This is a genomic window from Streptomyces viridochromogenes DSM 40736, assembly GCF_000158955.1.
Lineage (GTDB): Bacteria > Actinomycetota > Actinomycetes > Streptomycetales > Streptomycetaceae > Streptomyces > Streptomyces venetus.
The window spans coordinates 4,996,777-5,001,264 of the sequence record NZ_GG657757.1; the positions used below are offsets into that span (position 1 = coordinate 4,996,777).

Annotated in this window: 4 protein-coding genes; 3 read left to right on the top strand and 1 reads right to left on the bottom strand. The window is 68.6% G+C overall.

Going from position 1 to position 4,488, the window contains the following annotated elements:
- The 3 genes from SSQG_RS21990 to proC form a co-directional block, all read left to right on the top strand.
- The coding region (locus SSQG_RS21990; protein ID WP_244299214.1) for an ATP-binding cassette domain-containing protein at positions 1-544 on the top strand (544 nt) is incomplete at its 5' end.
- Positions 541-1,344, top strand: coding sequence for an ABC transporter permease (locus SSQG_RS21995; RefSeq protein ID WP_003992040.1), 804 nt, complete (start codon positions 541-543; stop codon positions 1,342-1,344). The genes SSQG_RS21990 and SSQG_RS21995, both read left to right, overlap by 4 nt.
- Before the next feature lie 94 nt (positions 1,345-1,438).
- Positions 1,439-2,251, top strand: coding sequence for a pyrroline-5-carboxylate reductase (proC, locus tag SSQG_RS22000; RefSeq protein ID WP_003992041.1), 813 nt, complete (start codon positions 1,439-1,441; stop codon positions 2,249-2,251).
- Between the two features lie 42 nt (positions 2,252-2,293).
- On the opposite strand, the gene trpS is transcribed toward proC, so the two are convergent.
- Complete coding sequence (gene trpS, locus SSQG_RS22005) at positions 2,294-3,331, bottom strand: tryptophan--tRNA ligase (protein ID WP_003992042.1); 1,038 nt, start codon at positions 3,329-3,331, stop codon at positions 2,294-2,296.
- Between the last annotated feature and the right edge of the window lie 1,157 nt (positions 3,332-4,488).

Sequence of the window (4,488 nt, forward strand, 5' to 3'; positions counted from 1 at the left end):
GAACCTCGACTACTTCGCCGCGATCCTCGACCCCGGCCGCCGCAACGCCGACCGCCGCGCCGACCACGTCACCCGCGCGATATCCGACGTCGACCTCACCACCCACGCCGACGCCCTGGCCGGCAACCTCTCCGGCGGCCAGCGCAACCGCGTCTCCCTCGCCGTGGCCCTCCTCGGCACCCCCGAGCTCCTGGTCCTCGACGAACCGACCGTCGGCCTCGACCCGGTCCTGCGCCGCGACCTCTGGACCCTCTTCCACGACATCGCGGCGAGCCGCGGCACGACCCTCCTGGTCTCCTCCCACGTCATGGACGAGGCCGAGCGCTGCCACCGCCTCCTCCTCATGCGCGAGGGCGAACTCCTCGCCGACGACACCCCCGACGCCCTGCGCACCCGCACCGGCGCCGAAACGGTCGAGAAGGCCTTCCTGGACCTGGTCGACAAGGCGAAGGAAAAAGCCGAGACGGCCGGAACATCCGAGGCCGGAACATCCGAGACGGCCGGAACATCCGGGACGGCCGGAACGAAGGAGCCGACACGATGAGCACCACCCGCACCCCCACGCCCACGCCCACCCCCACCCCCACCCCACCCAGCCCCCGAGCCCTCAACGCCTCCCGCACCACCGCCACAGCCACCCGAGTCCTGCGCCAGCTCACCCACGACCCACGCACCATCGCGCTGCTGATCCTCATCCCCTGCGTGATGCTGTTCCTGCTGCGCTACGTCTTCGACGGCAGCCCCCGCACCTTCGACAGCATCGGCGCGTCCCTCCTCGGGATCTTCCCCCTGATCACGATGTTCCTGGTGACGTCCATCGCCACCCTGCGCGAACGCACCTCGGGCACCCTCGAACGCCTCCTCGCCATGCCCCTCGGCAAAGGCGACCTCATCGCCGGCTACGCCCTCGCCTTCGGCACCCTCGCGATCATCCAGTCCGCCCTGGCCACGGGCCTCGCGGTCTGGTTCCTCGGCCTGGACGTCACCGGCAGCCCCTGGCTCCTCCTCCTGGTGGCCCTCCTCGACGCCCTCCTCGGCACAGCCCTCGGCCTCTTCGTCTCGGCCTTCGCGGCCTCGGAATTCCAGGCGGTGCAGTTCATGCCGGCGGTGATCTTCCCCCAGCTGCTCCTCTGCGGCCTCTTCACGCCCCGCGACAACATGCACCCGGCCCTCGAGGCCATCTCCGACGTGCTGCCCATGTCCTACGCGGTGGACGGCATGAACGAGGTCCTCCGCCACACCGACATGACCGCCACGTTCGTCCGCGACGCCCTGGTCGTCGCGGGCTGTGCCCTCCTGGTCCTCGTCCTGGGAGCGGCCACCCTGCGCCGCCGCACGGCGTAGACACCGTCCCGCCCAGCGGACAGCGGAGCCCTCCCCCGCTCCCCGGGTGCGAGGATGGACACCGGACGACGCACCCTCGGAGGCACCCCGCGCCATGACCCAGAAAGTCGCAGTCCTCGGCACCGGCAAGATCGGCGAAGCCCTGCTCAGCGGAATGATCCGAGCCGGCTGGAGCCCGGCCGACCTCCTGGTCACCGCCCGCCGCCGGGAACGGGCCGAGGAACTCCGCACCCGCTACGGCGTCACCCCGGTCACCAACGCCGAAGCCGCCAAGACCGCCGACACCCTGATCCTCACGGTCAAACCGCAGGACATGGGCACCCTCCTCGCCGAGCTGGCGCCCCACGTCCCCGCCGACCGTCTGGTCATCAGCGGCGCCGCCGGAATCCCCACGGCCTACTTCGAGGAACGCCTCGCCCCCGACACCCCGGTCGTGCGCGTCATGACGAACACCCCCGCCCTGGTCGACGAGGCCATGTCCGTCATCTCCGCCGGCACCCACGCCACCGCCGACCACCTCGCCCACACCGAGGAGATCTTCGGCGCCGTCGGCAAGACGCTCCGCGTCCCCGAGTCCCAGCAGGACGCCTGCACCGCCCTCTCCGGCTCCGGCCCGGCCTACTTCTTCTACCTGGTCGAAGCCATGACCGACGCGGGCATCCTCCTCGGCCTGCCCCGCGACAAGGCCCACGACCTGATCGTCCAGTCGGCCATCGGCGCCGCGACGATGCTCCGCGACAGCGGCGAACACCCGGTCAAACTCCGCGAGAACGTCACGTCCCCCGCGGGCACGACGATCAACGCCATCCGGGAACTCGAGAACCACGGCGTACGGGCCGCCCTCATCGCGGCCCTCGAAGCCGCCCGGGACCGCAGCCGCGCCCTGGCCTCCGGCAGCAACAGCTGAACACCCGGGGGCGGGCCCGACCCGCCCCCGACGCCCGCCCCCTCACACCCTCAGCACGGCACCCGCCGCGGCCACCTCCTCCTCCACGGCGGGCAGCAACCCGATCGCGCTGTACGCCGCGTCCACGGTCGGCCGGGCCATCCCCCGAGCCCGCTCCGCACCGTCCCGCAGCACCCCGTCCACAGAGCCGGGATCGGCGGACAACTCCCGGTGCCTCTCCTGCACGGGCCTGAGCACCTCGACCACAGCCTCCGCGGTGTCCTTCTTCAAGGCCCCGTACGACGCGTACTCACCGCTCAGCCGCTCGGGCTCCCCACCCGTGCACGCCGCGAGGATCTCCAGCAGATTGGCGAGACCCGGCCGGCCCTCCCGGTCGTACACGACCTCCCGCCCGCTGTCGGTCACCGCCCGCATGACCTTCTTCCGCACCACGTCCGGCTCGTCCAGCAGATAGACGATCCCTGGCCCGACGTCGTCGCTCTTGCCCATCTTCGACGCCGGATCCTGCAGATTCATCACCCGGGCCGCCACCTCCGGACGTGTGGCCCGCGGCACCACGAACGTATGCCCGTAGCGCTGGTTGAACCGCACGGCGAGATCCCGCGCGAGCTCCACGTGCTGCCGCTGATCGTCCCCGACCGGCACCTCGCCGGCCCCGTACGCCAGGATGTCCGCCGCCATCAGCACGGGATACGTCAGCAGCGACAACCGCACGCTCCCGCCCCGCCGCTGCTCGCGCGCGGCCTTCTCCTTGTACTGGATCATCCGCCGCATCTCACCGTCGGTGGCCACGCACTCCAGCACGTACGACAGCCGCGCGTGTTCGTCCACATGGCTCTGCACGAACACCGTGCACAACTCCGGATCCAGCCCCGACGCCAGCAGCAGGGTCGCCGCCTGCCGACTGAGCCTGCGCACCCGAGCCGGGTCGTGATCCACGGTCAGCGCGTGCAGATCCACGACACAGAACAAGGCGTCGGCCTCGTGCTGGTCCACGGCAGCCCACCGCCGCATGGCCCCCAGGTAGTTCCCCAGCGTCAGATGCCCCGTCGGCTTGACCCCGCTGAAGACCCGTGTCATCTCTCCTCCACCTCCTGGTCGGGACCACCGCCCCGGCGGCCGTCCCCCGGTGGTCGGAGGGAGAAACAAGAACGGCCGCCGAAGCGGCGGCCGTTGAGCGCATACGTGAGGGCGGCCGCCGTCAGGCGGCCCACCACAGCCCGGTACACGTACGCGTCTTCATGCACCCCAGGCTACGCCCCCGGAGTGCCGCCCGCCCCCGAGTTGACACGCCCTAGGCCCATCCGTAGTGTTCTCCGAGTTGCCCGACGTGAGCGCCGACTCCGGTCGGTCCCCGGGCAGCCAATCCGCAAGTACCAACCACTACTCGACGTGCAGCACGTCTGTCGTCGCTTTATTGGTATGCGTATTTACGGAATGAGGAATCCACGTTCGAAAGGACGCGGCCCCCGATTCGCTCGGGAGCCGGGGAATCCGCTAAAGTCTCACTCGTCGGAACGGCCCAACAGCCGCAAAGACAAGCCCCGCTGACTGGGGATCAGGCCCGAAAGGATCTGATAGAGTCGGAACCGCCGGAAAGGGAAACGCGGAAGCGAGAACCTGGAAAGCACCGAGGAAATCGGATCGGAAAGATCTGATAGAGTCGGAAACGCAAGACCGAAGGGAAGCGCCCGGAGGAAAGCCCGAGAGGGTGAGTACAAAGGAAGCGACCGTTCCTTGAGAACTCAACAGCGTGCCAAAAGTCAACGCCAGATATGTTGATACCCCGTCTCCGGCCATCAGGCTGGGACGAGGTTCCTTTGAAATAAACACAGCGAGGACGCTGTGAACGGTCGGGCTTATTCCGCCTGACTGTTCCGCTCTCGTGGTGTAGCACCGGCTGTATTAATTTACTGGCCGAGTAAACATTCACGGAGAGTTTGATCCTGGCTCAGGACGAACGCTGGCGGCGTGCTTAACACATGCAAGTCGAACGATGAAGCCCTTCGGGGTGGATTAGTGGCGAACGGGTGAGTAACACGTGGGCAATCTGCCCTGCACTCTGGGACAAGCCCTGGAAACGGGGTCTAATACCGGATATTGACCATCGCGGGCATCCGTGATGGTGGAAAGCTCCGGCGGTGCAGGATGAGCCCGCGGCCTATCAGCTTGTTGGTGAGGTAATGGCTCACCAAGGCGACGACGGGTAGCCGGCCTGAGAGGGCGACCGGCCACAC

Excerpts from the sequence above, each read along its gene's own strand:
- SSQG_RS21995 (WP_003992040.1), top strand. The coding sequence starts at position 541 with ATGAGCACCACCCGCACCCCCACGCCCACGCCCACCCCCACCCCCACC.
- proC (WP_003992041.1), top strand. The coding sequence starts at position 1,439 with ATGACCCAGAAAGTCGCAGTCCTCGGCACCGGCAAGATCGGCGAAGCC.
- trpS (WP_003992042.1), bottom strand. The coding sequence starts at position 3,331 with ATGACACGGGTCTTCAGCGGGGTCAAGCCGACGGGGCATCTGACGCTG.